The organism is Archangium sp., assembly GCF_036388035.1.
Taxonomy (GTDB): Bacteria; Myxococcota; Myxococcia; order Myxococcales; family Myxococcaceae; genus Archangium.
The window spans coordinates 1-22,797 of the sequence record NZ_DASVSO010000764.1; the positions used below are offsets into that span (position 1 = coordinate 1).

20 protein-coding genes are annotated in these 22,797 nt (G+C 70.9%); 9 read left to right on the plus strand and 11 right to left on the minus strand.

Features of this window, described 5'->3' with window-relative positions; all coding sequences use genetic code 11:
* Both VF697_RS31350 and VF697_RS31355 read right to left on the minus strand, forming a co-directional pair.
* A partial coding sequence (locus VF697_RS31350; protein WP_331100707.1) for a hypothetical protein occupies positions 1-184 on the minus strand: 184 nt, incomplete at its 3' end.
* A complete protein-coding gene (locus VF697_RS31355) occupies positions 181-1,989 on the minus strand; it encodes a DEAD/DEAH box helicase (RefSeq protein ID WP_331100709.1) in 1,809 nt (602 codons plus the stop codon). The genes VF697_RS31350 and VF697_RS31355, both read right to left, overlap by 4 nt.
* 464 nt (positions 1,990-2,453) lie before the next feature.
* Between VF697_RS31355 and VF697_RS31360 the strand changes: the two genes are divergently transcribed.
* From VF697_RS31360 to VF697_RS31370, 3 genes are all read left to right on the plus strand, one after another.
* Complete coding sequence (locus VF697_RS31360) at positions 2,454-3,845, plus strand: hypothetical protein (RefSeq protein WP_331100710.1); 1,392 nt, start codon at positions 2,454-2,456, stop codon at positions 3,843-3,845.
* A gap of 101 nt (positions 3,846-3,946) precedes the next feature.
* A complete protein-coding gene (locus tag VF697_RS31365; RefSeq protein WP_331100712.1) occupies positions 3,947-4,903 on the plus strand; it encodes a hypothetical protein in 957 nt (318 codons plus the stop codon).
* A gap of 118 nt (positions 4,904-5,021) precedes the next feature.
* Positions 5,022-8,657, plus strand: coding sequence for a hypothetical protein (locus VF697_RS31370; protein ID WP_331100714.1), 3,636 nt, complete (start codon positions 5,022-5,024; stop codon positions 8,655-8,657).
* 27 nt (positions 8,658-8,684) lie between these two features.
* Here VF697_RS31370 and gloA read toward each other — a convergent pair whose 3' ends face one another.
* The 7 genes from gloA to VF697_RS31405 form a co-directional block, all read right to left on the minus strand.
* On the minus strand, positions 8,685-9,071 hold the full coding sequence (gene gloA, locus VF697_RS31375; protein WP_331100716.1) for a lactoylglutathione lyase: 387 nt from the start codon (positions 9,069-9,071) through the stop codon (positions 8,685-8,687).
* Between the two features lie 17 nt (positions 9,072-9,088).
* The gene (locus VF697_RS31380; RefSeq protein WP_331100718.1) at positions 9,089-9,811 is read right to left on the minus strand and encodes a hypothetical protein; all 723 of its coding nucleotides are present in this window, start codon (positions 9,809-9,811) and stop codon (positions 9,089-9,091) included.
* Positions 9,812-9,875: 64 nt separating this feature from the next.
* Positions 9,876-11,546 carry a hypothetical protein gene (locus VF697_RS31385; RefSeq protein ID WP_331100720.1) on the minus strand — a complete coding sequence of 557 codons (1,671 nt, stop codon included), beginning with the start codon at positions 11,544-11,546 and terminating at the stop codon, positions 9,876-9,878.
* A 94-nt stretch (positions 11,547-11,640) separates the two neighbouring features.
* On the minus strand, positions 11,641-14,187 hold the full coding sequence (locus VF697_RS31390; RefSeq protein WP_331100722.1) for a VIT domain-containing protein: 2,547 nt from the start codon (positions 14,185-14,187) through the stop codon (positions 11,641-11,643).
* A 167-nt stretch (positions 14,188-14,354) separates the two neighbouring features.
* A complete protein-coding gene (locus VF697_RS31395) occupies positions 14,355-15,071 on the minus strand; it encodes a double-CXXCG motif protein (RefSeq protein ID WP_331100724.1) in 717 nt (238 codons plus the stop codon).
* Between the two features lie 15 nt (positions 15,072-15,086).
* A complete protein-coding gene (locus VF697_RS31400) occupies positions 15,087-15,794 on the minus strand; it encodes a TIGR02269 family lipoprotein (RefSeq protein ID WP_331100726.1) in 708 nt (235 codons plus the stop codon).
* A gap of 96 nt (positions 15,795-15,890) precedes the next feature.
* The gene (locus VF697_RS31405) at positions 15,891-16,436 is read right to left on the minus strand and encodes a glutathione peroxidase (RefSeq protein ID WP_331100727.1); all 546 of its coding nucleotides are present in this window, start codon (positions 16,434-16,436) and stop codon (positions 15,891-15,893) included.
* Positions 16,437-16,580: 144 nt separating this feature from the next.
* Between VF697_RS31405 and VF697_RS31410 the strand changes: the two genes are divergently transcribed.
* Positions 16,581-17,879 carry a CapA family protein gene (locus VF697_RS31410; protein ID WP_331100729.1) on the plus strand — a complete coding sequence of 433 codons (1,299 nt, stop codon included), beginning with the start codon at positions 16,581-16,583 and terminating at the stop codon, positions 17,877-17,879.
* Here VF697_RS31410 and VF697_RS31415 read toward each other — a convergent pair.
* Entirely contained in the window at positions 17,876-18,403 is a 528-nt protein-coding gene (locus tag VF697_RS31415; RefSeq protein WP_331100731.1) for a hypothetical protein, read from the minus strand. The two genes, VF697_RS31410 and VF697_RS31415, sit on opposite strands and share 4 nt — an antisense overlap.
* Positions 18,404-18,656: 253 nt before the next feature.
* On the opposite strand from VF697_RS31415, the gene VF697_RS31420 reads away from it, so the two are divergent.
* From VF697_RS31420 to VF697_RS31440, 5 genes are all read left to right on the plus strand, one after another.
* Positions 18,657-19,016 carry a helix-turn-helix transcriptional regulator gene (locus VF697_RS31420; protein WP_331100733.1) on the plus strand — a complete coding sequence of 120 codons (360 nt, stop codon included), beginning with the start codon at positions 18,657-18,659 and terminating at the stop codon, positions 19,014-19,016.
* Between the two features lie 156 nt (positions 19,017-19,172).
* Entirely contained in the window at positions 19,173-20,123 is a 951-nt protein-coding gene (locus tag VF697_RS31425; protein ID WP_331100735.1) for a UbiA family prenyltransferase, read from the plus strand.
* Positions 20,117-20,845, plus strand: a complete 729-nt coding sequence (locus VF697_RS31430) for a ferrochelatase (protein ID WP_331100737.1) — start codon at positions 20,117-20,119, stop codon at positions 20,843-20,845. The genes VF697_RS31425 and VF697_RS31430 overlap by 7 nt, the downstream gene beginning before the upstream one ends.
* Positions 20,842-21,750: a prenyltransferase gene (locus VF697_RS31435; protein ID WP_331100738.1), complete on the plus strand. Its 909-nt coding sequence runs from the start codon at positions 20,842-20,844 to the stop codon at positions 21,748-21,750. The genes VF697_RS31430 and VF697_RS31435 overlap by 4 nt, the downstream gene beginning before the upstream one ends.
* A 7-nt stretch (positions 21,751-21,757) precedes the next feature.
* Positions 21,758-22,459: a lycopene cyclase domain-containing protein gene (locus VF697_RS31440; RefSeq protein ID WP_331100740.1), complete on the plus strand. Its 702-nt coding sequence runs from the start codon at positions 21,758-21,760 to the stop codon at positions 22,457-22,459.
* On the opposite strand, the gene VF697_RS31445 is transcribed toward VF697_RS31440, so the two are convergent.
* Positions 22,448-22,797: aminotransferase class V-fold PLP-dependent enzyme (locus VF697_RS31445; RefSeq protein WP_331100742.1), on the minus strand; the 350-nt coding region annotated here is incomplete at its 5' end. The genes VF697_RS31440 and VF697_RS31445 overlap by 12 nt on opposite strands.

Sequence of the window (22,797 nt, forward strand, 5' to 3'; positions counted from 1 at the left end):
TATTCCCATCCCCCACGGTCGACAGCCGCACCTCCTCGGCCAACCCCAGCTCCCGGGAGAGCTCCGGTGGCAGCAGCGCCAGCACCTCATCACCGGCTTCCCCCGGCTCCAGCAGCGCCCCCCGTCGGGCGAGCGCCTGCGCCGTGAAGGCGAGCGCATCCGGCACCGCCCCCGTCCCGTTCATGCCTCGAAGTCCTTTCCGAAGAGCGCCGCATCCAACGCCCGCGTCCGCTCGTACTGCCCCCGCGCCCGGGCCAGCTCCTCGGCGATGACGTCGAAGCCCCGCGCCACCTCCTCCTCGCCCCGCGACTCGGCGTAGAGGGCCAGGATGCGCTCCTCCAGGTCGCGCTCGTCGGCGAGGTTGCCCAGCACCATGTCCATCTCCCCCACCACCAGCTCGAAGAGGTGGATGCGCCGATCCAGCACGTCCAGCACCCGGTCCTCCGCCGTGCCCCGGGCGCAGAGGTTGTAGACGCGCACCTCCTCCGTCTGCCCGAAGCGGTGCAGCCGGCCGATGCGCTGCTCAATCACCATGGGATTCCATGGCAGGTCGAAGTTCACCAGCACGTGACAGGACTGGAGGTTGTGGCCTTCGCTGCCCACGTCCGTGGCCAGCAGCGCGGGCGCGCCGGCCCGGAAGCGCGCGAGGGCCTCGTGCTTCTGCTTCTGGCTCATCCCCCCGTGCACCACCTCGCGGGGCACACCGGCCTCCTCCAGCACCCGCTCCACGTAGCTCAGTGTCTCGCGGTAGCGGCTGAAGACGAGCACCTGCTCGCGGTGGGCGCGGAGGATGTCCACCAGGGCCCGGGCCTTGGCCGACTCGCGCACCTCCTCGGCCAGTCCACCCAGCCGCTCCAACTCCCGGAGCAGGAGGGGCGAGCGCTCACCCGGCTCGGCGAGGCGGCGCTCGCGCTGCCGGTGCAGGGTGGCGCGCACCGCGTGAGGGCTGGAGCCGGCCTCCAGCAGCAGCGTGGAGACCGAGAGGCGCTCCCGGGCCTCGCCCGCGTGGCGCCGGAGCAGGCCCAGCACCTCCGTGTAGAGGGCACGCTCACCCTCCAGCGGCTCCACCGCCACCGTCGTCACGTAGCGCGGCGGCAGCTTCAACCCGCAGCGGGCCCGGGTGTTGCGGATGAGCACCTCGGACAGCAGGCGCCGCAGCTTCTCGCGGTTGCGCGGTGAGGTGGGGTCCTTCGCATCCACGTACTGACGCCGGAAGTCGGCGGGCGTGGCGAGCTGGCCGGGCCGCAGCAGGGTGACGAGGTTGTAGACCTCCTCCAGGTCGTTCTCCACCGGCGTCGCGGTGAGCAGCAGGAGGAAGCGGCTCTTGAGTCCGTCCACCAGCTTCCAGGCCAGCGTGCGCCGGTTCTTCAGGTGGTGGGCCTCGTCGACGATGACCAGGTCCCACGGCTGCGCCTGGACGAGCGAGACATGGCGGGCGGAGCGGGCGAGGGCCAGCGAGGAGATGAGCACGCCCTCGCGTCGCCAGAAGGCCTCGGGCGCGGAGCTGGGAGACAGGTCCGTGGAGGCGTGGGCCTCCAGGCCCGCCTTGGCGGCCAGCTCGCCCTTCCACTGGTGCACGAGCGCGGGCGGCACCAGCACCAGCACCCGGCGCACCATGCCGCGTAACTGGTACTCGCGCAGCACCATGAGGGCCTCCACCGTCTTTCCCAGGCCCACCTCGTCGGCGAGCAGGGCCCGGCCCCGGTGCTGGCGCAGCACGCGCCGGACCGTCTCGAGCTGGTAGGCATGGGGCTCGACACCGGAGAGCGAGGCGAAGGCGAGCAGCTCCTCGAACTGCTCGGCGGACGCGAGGGCGTGGGCCCGGAGTGTGTGGGCCACGTCGGCCACGGTGCCGCTGGGATGGGAGAGGACGGGCGCCAGGGTCCGCGCCTCGAGCGGCGTGAGTTCGGAGGGAGCGGGGAGGAGCCCAAGCGCCCCGGGTTCCAGCAGGGAGGCGGGAGGCGCGGGGCTCTCCAGAGAGGTCTGCATGGTGCCTTCACTCCACCGGGAGGGGCGTTGGCCTTCCCAGACCCCTGGAGGCGCTCCTCCCGGGCCGTCCCCTGTCGGGACCTCCTTCAGCTCAAGAGTAAGGCATGACTCCGGAAGTTCAATCGAAAATGTGACTTCCGGAGTCGGCTGCACCCGCTCCCAATGCCACTCCCACAGCCGCCAGCAACCCCGCCGCTCGTCCCCTCGAAGCGTTCACGCTGGGGAGGGGGCGGTCGAGTCTTTCAGGCTTCAACGAGGCCCCGCTTCCTCGCCAGGTAGGCATTCAAAAAGGAAGTCTGGTTTTGCAGGAGAAGCCAATCTCTTCCGGGCGTGCGCGGGCTCCACTCGACGAAAAGGTGAGGGTTTGATCCAATCCAAGGTCCTTTCGTCAAACAGAGCATGAGTGCCCGTTCTGGTTCCTGGCCGGAAGACCGGACGTGGCGCCTGTGTGTGAGGAGAACACCTTGAAGACGACGACGCTTCGGAACCTTTGGGCCGCGGTGGTGGTGCTGGGCCTGGGCACGGGTTGTGGCAACACGGTGCAGGTGAAGGGGCGGGTGACGGACGGCGAGGGGACGCAGCCGCAGGGACTGGTGTCGGGCGGGATTCCGCTCGGGGGCTCGGGGTCGGTGGCGGCGGCGACGCAGGTGCGCGCCAGCACCGTGGGCCCGGATGGCACGCTGACGGTGGTGGCCGAGGGCAAGCTGGAGGCGCGGGGCCAGTACACGCTCGACGTGCCCGCCGGTGAGGAGCACCTGGTGCTGCAGGCGGTGGATGCCTCGGGCCAGGTGGTGGCGTCGGCACTGCTGGAGGCCACTAGCGAGGGCTCGGACGCGGTGGCGCCGCCCATGGATGGGGAGAGCTCGCTGGAGGCCGAGATCTACGCGCAGATGATGGCGGACCGGGCCCAGGCGGAGACGGTGGACATGGTGGACGTGCGCGCCCGCATCACCGCCCACATGGCGGCGGCGGCGCGGCAGGGCGCCTCGACGAATGACGCCTTCCGGCAGCGGGTGAAGGCACTGGCGGACGCGGTGCGCGCCGCGCAGCAGACCGAGCTGGAGATGTATGCCAAGGCCGGCGTGCAGACGAGCCAGGACGCGCTCTTCCAGGCGGAGCTGTCGGCGGCGGCGGAGCTGAACGCGGCGCTGGACGCGGGCCGCTCGGCGGAGGAGGCCTACGACAAGTTCCACGCGGGCCTGCGCGCGGCGGCCGAGCGGCTGGGTGCGAAGGTGGAGCAGCAGGCGCAGGGCGAGCGCGCGGCGAGCGCCTCCTTCCGGGCCACGGTGAAGGCGCGGCTGTCGGCCGAGGACACGAAGCCCCTGGCGGACGCGGCGCTGCGGGCCTCGGCGGGCCTGGAGGCGCGGGCCTCGGAGGCGGCGCTGACGAGCCTGCTCGTGGCGGCCAACGCGACGGATGAGGCGAAGCAGCAGGCGGTGACGGCGAGCACCTCGCTGCGCGGCCAGGTGCGCGCGTCGACGACGGCGGCGGCGGCGGCCCAGGCCTTCGCGAGCTTCGGGGCGAACGTGGCGACGGGGGCGGACGTGAAGGCCACCGTGCTGGGGCGCTACCTCGGGGTGAGCACCACCAACCAGCTCGCGGTGAGCGCGGCGGTGCAGGCGAGCGTGGCGGCGGCGGCGACGCTGGACACGGCCCTGGACGCGGCGGCCTCGGCGACGGTGACGGCGAGCGGCACCAACGTCTCGCTGCTGGCCACGAAGACGGCCGACGCCTACCACGCGTACGCGACGGCGGTGCGCTCGCAGGCCACCGTGCTGTCGGCCTTCGGCCTCAAGGCGACGCCCGCGGTGGAGGTGCTGCTCGTGGCCGAGGGCTCCTTCCAGCTCGGTCAGTGAGCCGACGCCCCTTCCTTCCCGGTTGAAGCTCCTGGGGCTCCCCTCACTCCGGCTCGGGCTGGAGCGGCGGGGAGCCCTTTTTTGATGCGAGGAATGACCCGATGAAGACCCGTCTGACGCTGTTGTCCGCTTCCGCCTCGCTGCTCGCGGGGTGCCTCTCGTTCGGTGGGGACTGTGACCCGGAGCCGGACATCACCGTCGCGCTGGTGGCTGACTCGGAGGATGTGCGAGCGCTGCCCGTGCTCGCGAGCGGCAAGATGTCGCTGCTCGGCATCAACGTGCCCGATGCCCACGGTGATGAGCGGGTCAGCCTCCGGATGACGAACGCGAGCAGCGTGGAGGTCACCGGAGTCCGCTTCGAGGAGCGGGTGGATGGCTCGCCGAAGACCCTCGAGCTGCTCGCCCAGGAGCACAACGGCCAGAAGCTGGTGGAGGGGGGCTCCGTGGTGGACAAGGGGCAGCTTCGTTTCGCCTGGCGGGCGAAGAACCTGACCGAGCTGCGGCTCCCCGAGGCGAAGCCGCACACCGGCCGCATCACCCTCAACTGGAAGTACGAGGGGTGCCGCACGCAGACGGGCGTGGCCACCCTGGACATGCCCGGCTACGTGAAGGCCGTCGTCTCGACGGGCAACCTGCGCCTGGTCTCCGCCGAGGCCTCGCGCCCCGATACGCTGAAGGGCGCCCAGGTGAAGATGGCGGTGCGCAGCTCCGTGGGTGACGCGGTGGTGAACCTCAAGGACGCGAAGTTCACCGTGACCTATTTCGGTGATGGGTTTGTTCCGGGAACCGGACTGGGGCTCGTGACCTCGGGCCAGGTGGCGCTCCAGTCCGGTGGGACGGCGCGCACGCGGGTGGGCGTGGACGAGACGCTCGACGTCTTCACCTCCCGTGAGCCGAGTGCGAGTCCCGCGACCTACGAGGCAGCGGGCACGGCGGTCACGGTCGGGAGCATCAGCGGCGGCAAGGCGCTCGTCACCCTGACCCTCACCTCCGAGAAGCAGAGCACGCCGGGCGTGCCCCAGCTGGACACGGTGACCGAGCTGGTCGACCTGCCCTGATTTCCTCCGTGTCCCGGGTTGTCCCGCGCTCGGAGCGGCGGCAGGGTCGGGCAGTACACGCTGCCCTCTGTCCGAGGGGCAATCCCGGTGGTGTGTCCCGGACTCGTACAGTGGACACATGGAGACAACCTCTGTTCCCCCGAAGGACTCCGGCACCAGGCTCGAGGACGTCGAGGATCTCATCCGGCACGAGCTGGGGTGGAAGCACCAGAAGCTGGAGCCGGAGGGGAACGGAGCGAAGCCAGCGGATGGCGCCGCTCCAGCCGAGCAGGGCCCCTGGCGTGCGGATCCACGGCACAGCCTCTGTGGGCTCGCGCTCTCGGGAGGCGGCATCCGGAGCGCCACGTTCAACCTGGGATTGCTGCAGGGCCTGCAGCAACTGGGGTTGCTGGATGTCTTCGACTACCTGGCCACCGTCTCGGGCGGCGGCTACATCGGCGGCTTCTGGACGGCGTGGCGGCACCATCAGGGCGGCGAGGGCAGGTTCTTCCCCTCCGGCAAGCGGGGGGCTCGGGGCGCGGATCTCACGGAGATTCGCCACCTGCGCGAGTTCAGCAACTTCCTGAGTCCCCAGTTGGGCCTGCTGAGCGTCGACACGGGGCGGATGCTCGTCGCCGTCCTGTCCGCGGCCATTCCCGCGCTCCTCGCGACGCTCTCGTTCATCCTGCTGGTGCTCCTGGCCTGGGTCGGGCTCTCCTGGCTCTTGCTCTCCGGCTACCCACTGTGGGCGGGGTGGCCGGCGGGGCCGACCGTCTCGCTCGCCACGATGTTCCTGGGGACGCTCGTGGCACTCGTCATCTTCGAGAGCCACATGTGGCGGGAGGTGGTGAGGGCGAGGCAGAAGGCGAGTGACAGCCAGTCGCTCGGGGAGGATGTGCAGGCGCCGAGGAAGGGGACGCGCCCCGTCTATTCCATCATCGCCGTGGTGCTCGCCTCGGGCATCGTGCTGGCCTTGTGGGGATGGCTCACGCCCGCGGATGACACGCGCTCCATACCCTCCCAGGTGTTCACCCCGTCCCTGGCCTGGGGGGGGGCGGCCTTGAGCCTCGTTCTGCTCCGCTGGGGGTTCTCGCGGGTGCGCGGGGTGACACGCCAGCAACTGGTGATGGCCCTGACCGAACGCATCACCAGCCGGTTGTTGCTGCTGGCGGCCGTCTGGGCGGTCCTCGCCGTGTTCTGGCTCACGGGGAAGATGTGGAGCGAGGTGACGGCGCTGGATGGGACGGGCAAGTGGTTCGCGAGTGTCGTGGCGGTGCTCATGGCCCTGTTCGCCCGAGCGCAGCAGCTCTTCGGTCGGCAGACGAACAAGCCGAGCAGCCCCGGGGTGAAGGAGCAGCTCAAGCCCCTGATTCCCCAGCTCCTGGCATACGTGACGCTCATCCTGCTCGTGCTCGGGATGATGCTCCTGGTCATCGAGGTGGACCGGCAGGGGGGGCTGCTCCACCTCTTCATCGCGGCGGCCGCCATCACCCTGCTCACGTTGGTGCTCTTCGAGCCCAACACCGTCGGGCTGCACGCCTTCTACCGGACCCGGCTCGCTCGGGCCTTCCTCGGCGCGGCGCATGGCAAGGGGCCCGGACAGTCGGAGCCGCACGCGGAGGACGACGTCGAGCTCGACGAGCTGCGGCCGGGCGCCGGGCCGCTCCACCTCATCTGCTGCGCCGCCAATGACCTGTCCTCCGAGGACCCCATGGCCAACCTCTACCGGGGCGCCGAGAGCGCGGTGCTCTCGCCCGTGGGGTTCTCCGTGGGGCACAGCTGGTCCACCTGGCGCCGGTTCCCGCCGGAGGTGCGCCGCGTGCCGACCCTGGCCGCCGCGATGACCGCCTCCGGCGCCGCCTTCAATTCCCACATGGGCAGCATGTCCATGAAGCTGGGACCGGCCGTCACCTTCCTGATGACGGCGTTCAATCTCCGCCTGGGGCTGTGGTGGCCTCACCCCACCCAGACTCCGAGGAACTGGCTCGAGAAGCTCCTCACCTCGGTGTGCGGAGGCCTGCCCCTCTACAAGGAGCTGCTCGGGCTGTCGCGAGCCCATGGCAGGGATGTGCTCCTCTCGGATGGTGGCCATTTCGAGAACCTGGCGTTCTACGAGCTGATCCGCCGTCGCTGCCGCTACATCGTCCTGTCCGACTGCGGCATGGACTCGGACGCCTCGTTCGACGACTTCGCCAATGCCGTGAGGCGCGTGCGTGAGGACTTTGGCGCGGAGATCCGCATCGACCTGTCGCCGCTGCGTCCTGGGCCCGATGGGCGGGCGCGGCAGCCGATGGTGGCCGGGGACATCGAATACGAGGGGGGCGACGTCGGGGTGCTGCTGTTGTTCAAGCCCACCCTGGTGGGCAACGAGCCCGCCGACATCCTGCAGTACAAGGTGCGCAACAAGGCCTTTCCCCATGAGACGACGGGGGACCAGTTCTACGACGAGGCGCAGTGGGAGTCGTACCGCCGGCTCGGCGAGCATGCCGCGCTCGCGGCGTTCCGTTCCGTGCTGCCGGCCGAAGGGACACGGGGCCTGGAGAAGCGCGCGAAGCTCTTCGCGGATGCCCGTTACGAGTGGCTGCCCACGCCCGTCGGCTTCGAGGAGCGCTTCTCGCGTCTGGTGTCGCGTGCCTCCGAGCTGGACCTGCTGCTCCAGCGGGCGAGCAGCCAGCGGCTGCTCCGCGAGGTCTTCAAGGAGATCCCCGAGCTGGACCTGCAGGCGAAGAAGAAGCAGCAGCAGGGCCAGCCGGAGCCGCGGCGAGGGTTGCTCAAGCGCGGGCTCGCGCGCAGTGCCCGGGAGACCGGCAATGGCTCCGAGGCGCTGGGGACCGCCCTGAGCACCCGCGAGCTGTCCAGCTCGCTTCAGATGATCCGGCGCGCGCTCCTCTTCATGGAGGAGGTGTTCATCTCCGAGAACCTCGAGGCCCGCTACAACCACCCCGCCTACCTGGGAATCATCAACTACTTCGCGCGCTGGGCCTACTCGCCGATGTTCCGCATGTGGTGGCCTCTGTTGAAGACGCTCTATCCGCTGCGCTTCACGCGCTTCCTGGAGCGGCACTTCAGCCTGACTGGCCTGGAGAACGAAGCCCTCGGGAGGCTCTCGGACCGCCCGGACGAGCAGGAGGGGTTCGCCAGCGCCTGCTGGAATCGCCAGGGGGGCAGGAAACCCAAGCCAGGGCAGGAGCGGCGCGTCTCGTACCTGCTCGACATGCCCTACGGAGATCGCCCGCATTTCCACATCCAGTCGGCCCAGGTCCTCGTCCGCACCCAGGACGCCCAGCAGCAGCCCCTGGTGTGGAGCACGCGGGGGGCTTCGGACATGCGGGTGGTGGCATGGAGCTCCAGCGAGTTCTACGTGCCGCCGGGACTGTGGGGCTCGGGGGTGGGCGAGGACTTCCTGCAACTGCTCATCTCGAGCTTCAGGCAGTGCCAGGGGCTCGGAGATGTCTCGCTCCTGGCGGTGGAGCTCCTCGTGAATCAGGATGCCTCGGCCGCGGAGCGGAAGCGGTATGCGGATGAGATGCAGCTCTACCGCGCGCGCGGGTTCTCCGAGCCAGAGCAGGCGCTGGAGTGGTGGCTGAACGGGCTCGAGCTCGGTGACGTGGAGGCGGCCCGGCGCAAGCGGCAGGGCCGGGTGAAGGTCCAGTGGCTGGTGCGGCCCGTCGGGCTTCCGGAGCAGGACTCGAGGGCGCGCGCGCCGTCGACGGGTGCGCAACCGAGCCTGCCCCGCTCCCCCGAGGATCGGGAGCCGCCGACGTATGGACACTGACGGCTGGAGCGGCGGCTGCCGGAGGGCTCAGGCGCCCTGCTGGATGAGCTCCACCTTGTAGCCGTCCGGGTCCTCGATGAAGGCGATGACGGTGGTGCCGTGCTTCATGGGGCCCGGCTCGCGCACCACCTTGCCACCAGCCTTGCGGATGGCGTCGCAGGTGGCGTGGATGTCCTGCACGCCGAGGGCGATGTGGCCGTAGGCGTTGCCCAGCTCGTACTTGGAGGTGCCCCAGTTGTAGGTGAGCTCCAGGGCCGGGTGGGTGTCCTCGGGGCCGAAGCCCACGAAGGCCAGGGTGAACTTGCCGTCCGGGTACTCGTGCCGGCGCAGCAGCTTCATTCCAATGACGCGGGTGTAGAAGTCGAGCGACTTCTCCAGGTCGCCAACGCGCAGCATGGTGTGAAGGATTCGCATGCGCCTTCCTTACCACCCTAGAGCGCACGTCCCCAGGCTTGCAGTCGCCGTTGTAAAGCGGTGAGCGCCCAGAGATCCGCGGGGTTGTCCGGCGCCACCGCCGCGAGCGCCCGCTCCACGTGGGGCAGGGCACCGGGCACGCCCCACTCGGACAGCCGGCGCAGGGCGGACAGCGAGGGCCCCACCTCCAGCGCGGCGAGCAGCGTGTCCACCACGCGCGGGCTGCGCTCCCGGCACAGCCGGTCCACCGCCTCGTGCCGGTCCTCGAAGGTGGCCGTGGGGTCCACCAGCACCGAGGAGAGCCCCTGGAAGGTCTCCTCCGGCAGCAGCGGCTGGGGCGCCGGGAGAGGCCAGTGCTCCACGGTGATGTGGGTGGGCCCGGCGGTGCTGCTCTCGCGCTTCACCCCGTCCGAGCCGAACAGCTCCAGCAGTCGCCCCGTGGTGGGCGTGCCCGCCGCGAGCACCCGCTGCGCCCGCTCGGCGAGCGCGGCCGAGTGCCCGAGCAGGTGGAGGCGCAGCACGGACACGTCCTCCCGCGCGCAGGCCTCCTTCCCCACCCGCTTCCACTTCACGAAGACTTCCGCGAGGCCCCGCTCGTGGACGTACCAGCGGTACTCGAGCCACACCGCGCTCAGGCGCTTGTCGAAGCGCTCATCGTCGGGCTCGTACATCCGGGCGGCGCCCTCCTCCACTCCGAGGAAGGAGGAGTCCAGCAGCGCCTGCGCGTGGCTCAGTTGCATGGGGGCTCGGTGCAGTGTGGCACGCCCCGACGGTGCAGGAGAAGACGGCACCTGGGAGCCGGCTTCAGCGCCGGGTGAGGGGGACGGGGGCACTCCAGGCCCGTTGCGAGAGGCCGCCCTCGGTGCCGAAGAGGACGGTGTCTCCCTCCACGAGGATGGAATACACGCGCGGGTCCGCGAGCCGGGGCAGCGGGTGCACGGTGCCGCTCGTCGCGTCGTAGTGCACCGCGCCCAGCAGCGTCCCCACCAGCGCGCCGCCCGGCACCAGCGCCGTGGACACCACATAGCGGCTCGGCAGGCCCTCCGCGTCACGCACCCGCGTCCAGCGCTCGCCATCGAAGTAGCTGAAGCCGTCCTGGCACGTGCCCGCCACCGCGCGGCCCTCCGCATCCGCCGCGAGCGCCGTCACCCAGTTGTCCGTGAGGTCCTTCCCGTCGTGGAAGCGCTTCCACTCCGTGCCGTCCCAGCGCAGGAGGCCCCGGTCCTCGCTGGTGACCCAGAGGAAGCGCCCGGCGCCATCCGCCCCCGAGACGTGGCTGCTCCAACCCTCCGGCAGCGCCAGCCGCTTCACCAGCTCGAGCGGCTGGCTCCCGGGCTTCACGAAGGAGGCGCCGCGTCCATCCAGCAGGGCGAGGCCTTCCTCGGTCTTCGCCACCGCCGCCAGCACCGACAGCTTTCCGAGCGCCACCGGGTTGCGGCCCCCGTACGCCATCTGGGTCCACGCCTTGCCGTCGTGGAGGCCGAGCCCGTACATGGTGGCCACGTAGAGGTTCTTCCCATCACTGGCCAGGCCGAGCACGTGGTTGCTCGGGAGGTTCGGCGTGCGGAACGTCCGCCACCGTCCATCGGGCAGCTCCCAGCACACGCCCCGGTCGAAGGTGCCCACCACCCGCCGCCCCTGGTGGCGGGCCAGCGCGGTGATGTGGTTGCCGCAGAGCTGGCCCGTGGGCGTCACCCGCTTCCACTGTGTGCCCTGCTGCCGGAAGGCACCCTGGCCGCGCGTGCCCACCCAGGCCGCTCCCTCCACCTCGAGCGTGCTCGTCACGGCCTGGGGCAGCGCCTGGGCCTCACCCGTGCTCGCGCCCCAGCGTCGGGCCTCGCCTTCGCCGCCGAGCACCCGGGTCTCGCCCTCCGGGCCGCGTGCATAGGCGAGCGGCCCCACGGGCACCGGCAGCGACACGAGCCCGCTCGGGCCCAGGGTGAAGGCACCCTCGGTAGTGCCCACCCGCAGCGTGTCGCCCGACTCCTCCAGCAGCAGCACGGGCCCCGGCACCGTCCACGTGCGTCCCGAGCCAGGTGCCAGCACCCGCCCGTCCGCCGTGCCGAGGTAGCTCTCCGTGAAGGCCGTGTACGTGGGGCCCGCGGGCAGCCGCTCGGAGAGCCACCCGAGCGCCGCGCGGTAGGTCTCCGCGTTCATCCCGCTCGCCGTGGGCAGCGCGTGCCACTTCGCCCCCACCACCGGCTCCACCCGCCAGCGGTCGTCCACTGCCACCACGCCCTCGTCCGTGGCCGCGAAGAGGCGGTCACCCGCCACCTCCAGCGCGCGGCAGAAGTGGCTCGGCAGGCCGTCCTCCACCGTCAGCGTGCGCACCGGGCGGCCCGAGCGGGTGAAGAGCTCCAGCCCGCCCTCGGTGCAGGCCACCACGTGGCCGTTGTACGCGGCGAGGTCATGCACCGTCTCGGTGTTGGTGACGGTGGCGGAGAGCAGGGCGGCGGTCAGCGTGGAGAGCAGCATGGGGCGGGTCCTCGATGGGGAGGCGGTGCGCGCCTCCCTGCTCGGTTCACTTGCGAAGCGCGGGCCAACGCCTGGTGTGGCCCGGTGGCAGCACCTACTCCGCGACGGTGAGGGCGACGCGCACCTTCTCGCGGCGCTCGAAGCGGTTGCCCGCCGCGTCCCGGGCCACGAGCACCAGCTCGTACTCCCCGGGCTCGGTGCCGGCGGGCACCACCAGCTCCCGGGTGAAGCGCAGGCCCTCGCGCGTCTCCAGGGGGAGCTGCTCGTCCCCGAAGAGCTCCCCGTAGACGCTCACCTCCTTGGTGGCCTCCACCGCGTCCACCTCCAGCCGCAGCGTCTGGCCCGGCGCCAGCACCCGCGTGGACAGCGTCACCTCGAAGTCGTTGCCCTTGGAGTCCAGCCGGTAGCGCACCTCGCGCCGACGTACCGTGCCGTCCTTCATCTCCACGGCCACCAGCACGTCGTAGTACCCGTCCTCCACCCAGAGCGGCACGAGGAAGCGGCCCTTCCAGTAGCCGGACACCGTGTCGAAGGTGAGTGGCTTCACCAGGCCGAAGGGGAAGTAGGCCGTCACCCGGCGCGCGTTCCTCGGGGCCATCACGGAGATGATCGGGTCCCCGGGCGGAATCTCCTCACGGCTCAGCTCGCCCGAGACGGCCGCGTACGAGGTGCCCGCGGGCAGCTCCACCGGCACCAGCTCGCGCACCGAGTCGCCTCCCGGCTGCGTGCGCGCCACCTCTTCCACCGCGACGAAGGAGGTGTACTTGCTCATCAGCCCGTACTGGAGCGCCGTGGCGGTGATGGCCTGGACGACCTCGGGCTTCTCACCCCGATAGTTCTCCACGGTCAGCTCCTCGATGCGCTGGCGCGCCCACAGGCTGCGCAGGGCCGAGTGCTCCGGTGCCGACGTGGGGAAGGTGAGGGGCACCTCGAAGCGGCGCTCCTGCCCACGCACGCGGCCGGTGATGCGCAGCAGGCCCTCGCCCGTGCCGTGGAACTTGCCGATGAGGAACAGCGGCTGGCCACTGAAGAGGTCCGACACCACCCGCGGGTAGACGTCCGACACCGGCATCCCGTCCGTGTCCACGCGCACCGAGGTCAGCACCGGGCCCCGGATGCGCGACTCGAACTCACGGGCCACCTCGTCCTCGGGGCGGTTGAGGTTGACGAAGGTGGAGGCACCACGGCCCACCTCGCCCATCTTGGTGACGAGGTAGCGGTTGACGTCGTTGCCCACGCCCACGCTGAAGACGCGCGTCTCCTCGCGCAGGTGCTGCTGGAGGGTGCCGAGCACCTGGTCGTCATTGCCGATGAAGCCGTCCGTCATGAACAGCACCATGCGCAGGCGGGCCGGGTCGTTGGCGGGCACCATGGCCTCCTGGGCCGCCACGCGCACGTCCGTGCCACCGCCGCCCCAGAAGTTGGCGACGTAGGGCAGGGCCTTCGCCACGTTCTCCGGCGAGGCCGGCACGGCGGTGGGGGCGAACTTCGTCACCTGCGTGTCGAAGTTGAGCACCTGGAAGGTGTCCTCGGGGTGCAGGTGGCGCAGCACCTCGGCGGTGACGGCCTTGGACTTCTCGATGGGCTGGCCGGACTGCGAGCACGAGGTGTCCAGCACCAGGTACAGCTCGCGCGGCACCACCTCCTCCTGCTTGGGCTCGAGCTGCGGGTTGAGCAGCACCAGGAAGTAGCCCTCCTCGGCGCCGGGCTCGCGGTGCACCAGCACGGCCGGGCGGATGAGGGCGTCGGCCACGAGGTACTCCAGGGTGAAGGTCTTGTTGGGGATGCGGTCACTCGAGGCCAGCTCCACGCGGGCGCGGCTCCGGCCCTCGCGCGTCACCGTCACCTGGTGCGAGGTGGAGCGCAGCTCATGCACGGGCAGGCCCGCGTCCAGGCGCAGGGTGAGGCGGATGTCGCGGCCGCTGCGGACGTCGGGAGGCAGCACCGGCGGGGTGATGCGGCTCGCGTCGGGGACGGTGGTGGTGTCCGGCGCGGTGCCCTCGCCCTGGCGGAAGTCCACGGGCTCGCCGCCGATGTAGCGCGGGCCCACCGTCATGGGGAAGTTGAAGCTGTACCGGCCGCTCTCGTAGACGAGCCGCTCCACGTAGTGGATGCGCACGCGAATCTCCTCACCCGGGAGGATGTTGGCGACGGACTGGGTGAAGAGGCTGGGGCGCTCCTGGTCGAGCAGCGCGGCCGTCTTCCCCTCGGCGCGGGCGCGCTCGTAGGTGTCACGTGCCTGCTCGCGTGTCTGGATGACACCGCGGATGACACGCTGGCCGATGACGAGCTCCATGGCGTCCACCGCCGCCTTCTCCGGGAGCGGGAAGACGTAGAGGGCCTCGAGCGGCTCAGCGTAGGGGTTGGAGAAGACCTGGGTGACGGTGACGCTGGCGAGGAAGCCACTCACCTCGGCGTCCACCTCGGTGTGCTTCAGGCTGAACTGCTGGGGCTGGGCGTCGGGGCAGCCGCGCGCGGAGGCGTGGCCGCGGAGCCTGGCCACCAGCGTGCCCTGGGTGATGGCTCCGGAGCTGAGGGGCGAGGCGGGAGTGGGGCAGGACGTCTCGGGGGACTCCGGCTCCTGCGCGGAGGCGGGGACGGACAGAAGACAGACGATGAGCGCGGCGAGTGCGGCTCGCATGGGATTCCTCGGACTGGACGGGTGCGAGCCGTGTCATTGCAGCCGGCGGGCCAGGGTCCTTCAGCGCGGTAAGTGCTCGGAAGGACTGGGGAGCGCCGTGGGCTGTGGCTCCCTGGCCACACGGGACGTGTGGCGGAGGAAGGCGAGGGTCGGGAGGCTATCCCCGGTTACCGCGTGGGCAGCGGGTGGAAGGCAACGCCATCGAGCCCCAGACGCTGGCAGGCTTCGACGAAGCGCTCGGTGCAGACGATGACGGAGAAGTCCTCCAACCGGAAGACGTCCAGGTGGCTGGGAAGGGTGCCGGCATCCAGCAGGAGGTCATCGGGCAGGGTGAGGCCAAAACGGCCACAGCGGAGGCAGGGTGGTTTGCGGTTGGGGGGCAGACAATCCGGGTGTGCACGGCCCACGGGGAGGAGCTCCAGTTCGAGCAACTCGGGCGAGTTGCGCTGGCGGAAGCGAAGCTCGGTACGGCAGCCCTTGAGGCCGCTCAGGTCCTCGGCTTGGAGCTTCTCGAGAGCCTCGCGCTGCACCAGTGGCCACCAGGGCGAGGGCGATAGGACGAGTGGCCCGAAGCGGCCCTGGGCCTTGCCCACGAGTGGGCCAAAACCCGCACCGGGCTCCAGCAGGGCTCCCAGTGGCAGGAAGGGGCGTACCAGCTCGCACAACCTTTCATACTCCTCGATGGGCTCGGCCCGGGCTTTCTCGAAGTCGGCCAATGAGGCCACCGGGTTGAGGTCCACGGAGGGGTAGGCTCTGGAGTTGTCACTCCAGGTGGCCTTGCAGGCAGGGCACGCGATGACACCGGGAAGCCCCCACTTGTGTGCGGCGTCAATCGCACTCGTGTAGCCAGAGGCTCTGTCTTTTCTGATTCTGAAATACTGCATCCGTGGCTCCTGGGCTCACCCCTCGCAGTAATAGGGCACGAACGGACCATTCACGCGGAACTGAAACATGAGTTCGAAGGCGAATTGCCAGATCTCCTCTGTGGAGGCTCCGCGGTTCTTCTCCTGAAACTGCCGCCAGGCCTCATTCCATTGGCCTCCTTCGGGGCCACCGCTGTGCAGCCACCGGTGGAAGCTCCTGGGGAGGCTGACCGTGAAGGCATGAATGTCGATGTGCTTGCGCTCGAACCACTTGGCCAGGTCTTCCTGCTGCGGGAAGATGTGGTGCTTCTCCAGAGGCTCAGGCGGGAGCATGCACCTGAGCGGGTGTTTCCGCTGCTGCGCGAGCTGCTCGCGCATCTTCCAGTGGTGCCAGGGGATTTCGAAGACGGGTTCCGCGTTGGTGGGCGCGGCCAGGGGAGGTGCCCACCAGCGACTGGGGTTGCCCACCAGGGGAGGGCGAAGGCCCACCGCTGGCATGGGCCCACGCGCCAGCACCACGGAGGGGGCGTCCACCTCCTCCACGAGGTCCTGACAGCGCCAGAGGGCGCAGCGCTCCTCGTCACACAAGGGCACCACGCAGCTCGGGTCCGCTCGGGCCTCCTCCCACGAGGCCACGACCTCGGGCGCTTCGTCATCCTCCCGAAGAACGGGCGTTGAAGTGGCACAAGCGGCCAGCAGCACGCCGAGCAGCGGGAGCCATCGTGCGAAAGGCGGAGTGCGCATGCTCGGCTCAAGATGGCATGGCTGGCGTGGCGGAGGTCGTGGATACCGCCGCCACGGGTTCAAGCCAGGGGGCCGAGCGCCCCGGAGACACCTGCGCTACTCGGCCAGCGCCTTGTCGAGCGTGGTCTTGAGCTCGGTGCTCTCCGGCGTCACCGAGCTGGGGAACGCGGCGCGCACCTGGCCGTCCTTGCCCACCACGTACTTGTGGAAGTTCCACTTCGGCGCGCCGTGCTTGCGCGAGAGGAACTCATAGATGGGCGACTGGCCCTCGCCCTTCGTCTTCACCTTCTCCAGCAGGGGGAAGGTGACCTTGAAGCGGGTCTCACAGAAGCGGGCGATCTGCTCGGAGCTGCCGGGCTCCTGGCCACCAAAGTCGTTGGAGGGGATGCCCAGCACCACCACGCCCTTGTCCTTGTATTCACCCCAGAGCTTCTCCAGCCCTGCGTACTGGGGCGTGTAGCCGCACTCGGAGGCGGTGTTCACCACCAGCACCACCTTGCCCTTGTACTCGGAGAGGTTCACGGCCTGGCCATTGAGTCGCTTGGACTGCAGCTCGAAGAAGGACATCGCACGCTCCGCGGAAGCGGCGGCCGTACCCAGCAGGAGGGCCGCCACGGTGAGGGACATCAGTCGATGGGACATGCCCCCACAGATACCCGAGCCGCCCGTGCGTTTCAGCTACTGACCTCTCCTCAGGGGCACCTGGGGCCAGAGCGACAGCCGCGGCGACCCCGGGAAGAGGGGGGGACCTGTCCTCTCGACCGTCTGCTCGGCTAGCCTGGGAGCGTGTTCTCCCCGGCGCTCCTGCTCGTGCCCCTGCTGTGTGGAACCACGCCCGCCCGCGTGGAGCTCGTCTTCGGTGGGGACGTCATCCCCCACGGCGAGGTGAAGGAGGCCGCGGCCGACCATGCGCGCCACGGCTCGGGTGACGCGGGCCCCGCCCGGTCGCTCAACAACGAGGGCTGGGACCATGTCTTCGGGCCCATCGCCGACGCGCTGCGCACCGCCGACGTCGCCATGGTGAACCTGGAGACGCCCATCAGTGGAGACCCGCGCGCTCGCACCGGGCCCCTCGTCTTCGACGCGCCGCCCGCCATGCTGCGCGCGCTGGCCGCCGCCGGGGTGGACGTCGTCTCGATGGCCAACAACCATGCCTTCGACCAGCGCCGCGCCGGCATCGCCCCGACGTGGAAGCACGTGGCCGAGGCCGGCCTCCGGGGGGTTGGCTCGGGCCCCTCCGAGGCCGCCGCGTGGGAGCCCCTCATCGTCGAGAAGCACGGGATGCGCATCGGCTTCCTGTCCTTCACCCGCTGGTTGAACGGCGCCCACAACCCGGCCGAGCCGGACACCTCGCCCCACGTCGCCTACGTGCCCTATGTCCCCAAGGCGAGCGGGAGCTGGCTGGCCCCCGCGTCGGCCGTGGAACTGGTCCGCGCCGCGGCCCGGCGCTGCGACGCGCTCATCGTCGCCATCCACTGGGGCACCGAGTACTCGCACACGCCGCACCCCGAGGACCGCAAGCTGGCCCGCGCCCTGCTCGAGGCCGGCGCGCTCGCCATCATCGGCCACCACCCCCACGTGCTGCAGCCCATCGAGTCCTACCGCACCTCCTCCGGGCGAGACACGCTCATCGCCTTCTCGCTGGGCAACCTCATCGCCAACCAGGATCGGCACTACATCCACGGCCAGCAGTCGGAGGACAGCGGCAAGAAGCGGGACTCCCTGCTGCTGCGCCTCTCGCTCGTGCGTCCCCTGCCGGGCGCGCCCGTGGCCCTGGAGGGCCTGTCCGTCCTCCCGGTGTGGATCGAGAACAACCACTACGTCGCGCGGGGTCGGAGCCAGGTGGCGCGCCACATCCAGCCCGTGCTCCTCGACGAGGAGCTGCTGGCCATCGAGGAGCGGCTCGTATCGCTCGCGTCCCGGGCCGGCACCGCGCCGCGCGCGGCCCGCCAGGAGCGGACCGCGCTCGAGCGCCGGCAGGACATGGCCCGGCGCCGGCGCGAGCGCATCCTTCAAATCGTCTTGCCCCCTGGCTCCGGCGCGGGCACGGCCGAGTCCAGGAGGCGTCCGGCGGGCGCCGGTTAGTCCTCGGGCTGGTCGCCCCGGCCCTGCTGGGCGTTCGAGCCGGGCTCTACCGTCGGGTCCTGGGTGTCGAGGCCCTCGTCATTCACATTCGGCTGGAGGACGCCCTCGTCCTCGTCGCGCAGCTCCTCGTTCCAGGTGTCGCCCGCGCCGCCCGTCCCCGTGCCGGGCTCGTCCAGGGTGCCCTCGCTCCCGGCGCCACCGGTGCCGCGCTGGTCGAAGGGATCGTCGAGGGTGCCACCCGTGCCGGGCTCCTCGAGGGTCTCCCCCTGCCGTGGCGCGGTGCCCGCGTCCCCCGCGCCACCGGTACCGGGCTCCTCGAACGTGCCCTGGCCCTCATTGCGTCGCTGGGTCTCGTCGAGGGTCGTCCCGGTGTTCTCGTTGGCTGTCTCGTCCTCCTGCTGTTGCTGCTGCAGGATGTCCTGCGCGCGTGCCTCGGCGTCCGCGCGCTTGCACCCGGTGCCCAGCGCCAGGGAGCCGGCGAGCAGCCCCGCGAGCACGAGTCGGGTCTTCAGTCTTGCGTCCATCGTCGCGTCTCCTGGAAGGCAAACCTCTGACCCGGAACGTGGTCACGCGGGCTCTGGCGCCGCAGGAGGCGCCTGCTCACCCGAGCACTCCCCTGCCACCCGAGGGACCAGGGCGGCGGCTCTCGGGGGGCGGACAAGATTCCGCAAGTCCCTAGGCGCGGGTTGGCCTCTCGGGTAATGTCCTCCAACGTCTCTTTTGACGTCAGGCGCCATGGCATTGAAACGCACTCCTCCCCCAAGCTCGCAGCAGCGTATGGACGACAAGCTGGCCCTGGCCCTGGGGGCGGCGGCGCGTGCCGCCCGGTTGCGCGCGGGTCTCACACAGGCGGAGGCGGCCGAGAAGGTGGGCCTCGCCCCAGGGGTCTATGGCCGCATCGAGCGCGGGGGGATGATGCCCAGCGTCCCGACGCTGCGCCGACTGAGCATCGTCCTGAAGATTCCCTCGGACACGCTGTTGAGCCTGAGTCACTCGGAGGTGACGGCCTGGGTGGACTCGCTGCCGCCCCGCGAGGAGCGCTCCCCGGACCTGCGCAAGCTGGCGCGCTCGCTGCGCAACCTGTCCCCGTCCCAGCTCAAGGTGCTCAACGTCATCGCCTCCGCGCTCACGCGCTGAGGCTGGCACCAGGGCGGGAGGGTTCTGCCCACCCGACGTGGCAGGTAGGCCCGCGCGGACTCCGTCCCGGTGGACATCCGCGAGCGGGCTGGCGCGTTGAGGAGTTGCCCCGCTGAGTCCCTGTCGCTATGAGCCGTCGACGGGGAGGCCTGGGTCGTGCACGTCGAGTCGATGAGTCCCGCGGGGCGGTGGTGGTATGCCCTCAAGCCGGCGAGCTGGCCGAAGGTGTTCGTCCCGGCCCTGTTCGGTCAGGCCGTGGGCGCGGCCAGCGCGAGTCAGGTGTCCGTGGGAGCGCTCGTCTTCGGCGTGCTGTGGATGAGCGCGGACGTCGCCTTCATCGTGCTGCTCAACGACTGGGGCGATCGCGAGGTGGATGTCCTCAAGCGCCGCATGTTCCCCCAGGGCTGCTCGCCGAAGACGATCCCCGACGGCCTCCTTCCCGGAGGCGCCCTGCTCGCCGCGGGCCTGGGGGCCGGTGCCGTGGCGCTGGGGGTGGCGTGGGGGGCCGGTGTCGTCCTGGATCGCCCGCTGCTGCTGCCCCTCGCGGCGCTCGGGCTGCTCGTCTTCGTGGCCTACACGCTGCCGCCCCTGCGGCTCAACTACCGGGGTGGAGGGGAAGTGCTGGAGATGGTGGGCGTGGGCGGCGTGCTCCCCGCGCTGCATGCCTACGCCCAGTGCGGGGCCTGGGCTCCCGCGTGGCTGAGGGCGCTGGCGCCGGGCCTGCTCGCGCTGGCGCTGTCGAGCGCCCTGGCCAGCGGGCTGTCCGACGAGGAGAGCGACCGGGCCGGGGGCAAGCGCACCTTCACCACGCTCCTGGGCAACGCGGTGGCCCGCAGGTGCGCGGAGGCGCTGCTGGGCCTCGGGGTGCTCCTCTGGCTCGGGGTGGGCGGGTTGTCCGGGGACGTGCCTCCTGGCTGGGCGGTGGTGCCGGCCGCGTTGCTGACGGCGTTCTTCGGCGTGCGAGGCGTGCGGAGGAGCCCGGCCGCCGTGACGAATGCGTTCGGCGCGCAGTCGGCGTACAAGGCGGAGCTGCACCGCGCCATCTGGTGGGGCACGGTGGCGCTGTCGGGCCTGGTGCTCGTCGCCGGGTTGGGAGGCTCATGGTGAGGGGGCTGCCAGAGGACATCCGTTCCGAACTCGAGTGTCTGGAGCCCCTGCTGCGAGAGGGCGCCTCGCTCGACTCCACCCGACGCTACGCGCTCCCGCCCGTCGAGCTGGTGGGGCGGGTGGTGGGCGACCGCGGCGAGGTGGCGCGGGTGCGTGCCTTCGTCCGAGGCTTCTGCGAGATGGTCCGGACGCTCGCGGAGGACTTCCCCGACAACGTCTTCTGGGACCTGGACCACCTGGCGTGCCGCATGTGGAACGCGGGAGGGCCGGAGGAGATCGACGGCTTCGCCCGCCGGGTGGTGGTGCTGTGCCGCGGCTTTGGCAACAAGTCGCAGCTGCGCTTCCGCTACGCGCACGACTTCCTCTACGGCTACGACTGGGCCCGCTGGGTGGCGCGAGAGCCCTCACTGCGCGCGAGCATCGGCCCCTTCGACCTGGCGTTCTTCGACTACCTGGACTCCCGGCGCGAGAAGCTCCTCGAGCTCATCGCCAGCAACGACAGCAAGTACGGGCAGCTCCAGGGCCAGGAGTTCCGCAACCCCTTCACCTTCTGCCGCGAGCCCCGCGAGGAGGCGCACCTGCACCAGGTGCTCGCCCAGGCGGACCTCATCCCCGTCAAGGCGTGGCGGCTCGATGGCGAGCGCCGTTGGGATCTGCCCTTCACCGACCTGCGGGCCGAGGCCGCGAAGCGACTCGGGCTCTCGCGAGAGTCCTCGCGGTGAGGGACGGGCTGACGGTGCTCCGGACGTGGCTCCAGGCCTCGCGGCTGCCCTCCCAGTCGTACATCGCGCTCCCGCTGCTGCTCGGGCAGGTCGTCGCCGCGCGCACGCAGGGCCGGGCGCTCGACCTCGGGATGCTGGTGGGAGTCCAGCTCTTCGGGCTGCTCGACCAGCTCTTCATCGTCTACGCCAATGACTGGGCGGACCAGGAGACGGACCGGCGCAACCGGACGCCCACCCTCTTCTCCGGCGGCTCTCGCGTGCTGGTCGAGGGCCGGCTCCCGGCGCGAGCGCTCGGCCGTGCCGCCCTCGTCTGCGCGGGGGCGCTGCTGGCCCTGTCGGCGGGGCTGGCGGTGGCGCGGGGCACTCTGCTGCTCGTGCCCCTGGCGGTGGCGGCGCTGGCGCTGCTGTGGGCCTACAGCTATCCGCCGCTGCGGCTCTCCTACCGGGGAGGCGGGGAGTTGCTGCAGATGGTGGGCGTCGCCGGGGTGCTGCCGCTCTATGGATATGTCGCGCAGGGCGGGGCGCTCGGGAGCTTTCCCTGGGCGCTCCTCGCGCTGCTGCTGCCCACGCACCTCGGCTGTGCCATCGCCACCTCGCTCCCTGATGAGCCCTCGGACCGGGAGAGCGGCAAGTACACGCTGCCGGCGCGGGTGGGGGGCGAGCGGGCCGCCTGGGTCATCGTGGCGCTCAACGGGCTCTCGCTGGCGCTGGCCCCGTTCGGCCTGGGAGCCGTGGGCCTGAGCGCGGGCGCGGGGCTGCTCGTGCCGGCGGTGGCGGCGCTCGCGGTGGTGCTGGTCCGCCCCGCTCCGCCCGGCTCGCGGCTCATCCAGATCCGGGTCGCGGCCGCCATCACCGCCACCCTGGCGCTGGTCATGATTCCCCTGCTCGGACTGGCGGCCCGCTGAGGGTGTCATGACCCATGACTATCTGGTGCTGGCGCTTCTCTTCCTGGTGCCGGGCGCCCTCATCTGGTTCCTGCGCCCGGACCTGCGCGGGTTGATGCGCGGGGCGGCGCTGATGGCGCTCCCCTTCGCGACCACCGAGTGGCTGTTCTACCCGGAGTACTGGGCGCCGAAGTTCCTGTTCGACCTGGCGGATCGGATTGGCTTCGGCATCGAGGACGTGCTGCTCGTCGTCGGACTCGCTGCCTTTGCTTCCACCGCCCATGCCGTGGCGTTCCGCCGGACGGTGGTGTCCCTGGGCCCGAGCTCGCGGCCGTGGAGGCGGGTGGTGGGCGCGTTCGTGGCGGTGCTGGCGGTGGCCGTGCTGCTGCTCGGCGTGGGGGTTCCGATCCTCTACGCCTCGGTGGTTGCGATGGTCTCCCTCACCGGGGCCGTCCTGGTGGTGCGCCAGGACCTGGTGGTCCCGAGCCTGCTGGGCTCGGGGGTGACGGTGGTCATCTACTTCGGGCTGTGCCTGGGCTTCGAGGCACTCATGCCCGGGGAGGCCGTCGAGCGCATCTGGAAGCCGAGCCTGTTCCTGGAGGGCAGACTGCTCGGCGTTCCGCTCGATGAGCTCCTGTACGGGTTGGGGGCGGGCTTCGCCTCCACGGCCTTCCCGGCCTGGGCCTTCGGGCTGCGGTTCGTGCCGCTCCCGCCGCGCTCAGCGGAGTGAGTCCAGCGCGGTGAAGAGCCGGTCCACGTCCTCGGGCGTGTTGTAGTGCAGCAGCGAGACGCGCACCGCGCCCTCGGGCATGAGGCCGAGCGCCTGCATGGCCAGGGTGGCGTAGTAGTGGCCGGCGGCGACGCCCACGCCATGGTGGGCGAGGTGCTCGGCCACCGCGCGCGGAGCGGCTCCCATCACGTTGAAGCAGAAGGTGGCCGCGCGGCCCTTGGGCTCGGGGATGCCATACAGCCGCACGCGCGGGTGGGCACGCAGCCGCTCCAGGGTGGACTCCAGCAGCGGGCGCTCGAGGGACTCGATGCGGCGCCAGGCCTGCTCCAGCCCCGCGC